Source organism: Mesorhizobium sp. M7A.F.Ca.MR.148.00.0.0 (assembly GCF_003997735.1).
GTDB lineage: Bacteria > Pseudomonadota > Alphaproteobacteria > Rhizobiales > Rhizobiaceae > Mesorhizobium.
Genome location: NZ_RZTB01000509.1, coordinates 1 through 301, shown reverse-complemented (window position 1 = coordinate 301; position 301 = coordinate 1). Strand labels below are relative to the sequence as shown.

Here is a 301-nt window from a genome sequence, read left to right as displayed (position 1 = left end):
AATTCTATCCTGCAAAATCCTATTTGACAAAATGACGAAATTTGTCAATCTGTATTAGGTGAAATGGCCGAGAGGACGCTTCGCCCTTGGCAGCGGACGACAACAAAGGGTATCCCCATGCGCCTTACCGTCGACGGGCAGTCATTCGATATCGATGCCGATCCGGACATGCCGCTGCTGTGGGCGCTGCGCGATCTCATTGGCAAGACCGGGCCGAAATTCGGCTGCGGCATCGCCGCCTGCGGCGCCTGCACGGTGCATGTGGACGGTCAGCCGGTGCGTTCCTGCTCACTCCCGGTTG

The 301-nt window shown here is 57.8% G+C and carries 1 protein-coding gene; it reads left to right on the top strand.

Annotation, left to right across the window (positions count from 1 at the left end; translation table 11 throughout):
- Positions 1-117 precede the first annotated feature (117 nt).
- A partial coding sequence (locus EOB49_RS35140) for a 2Fe-2S iron-sulfur cluster-binding protein (protein WP_127383562.1) occupies positions 118-301 on the top strand: 184 nt, incomplete at its 3' end.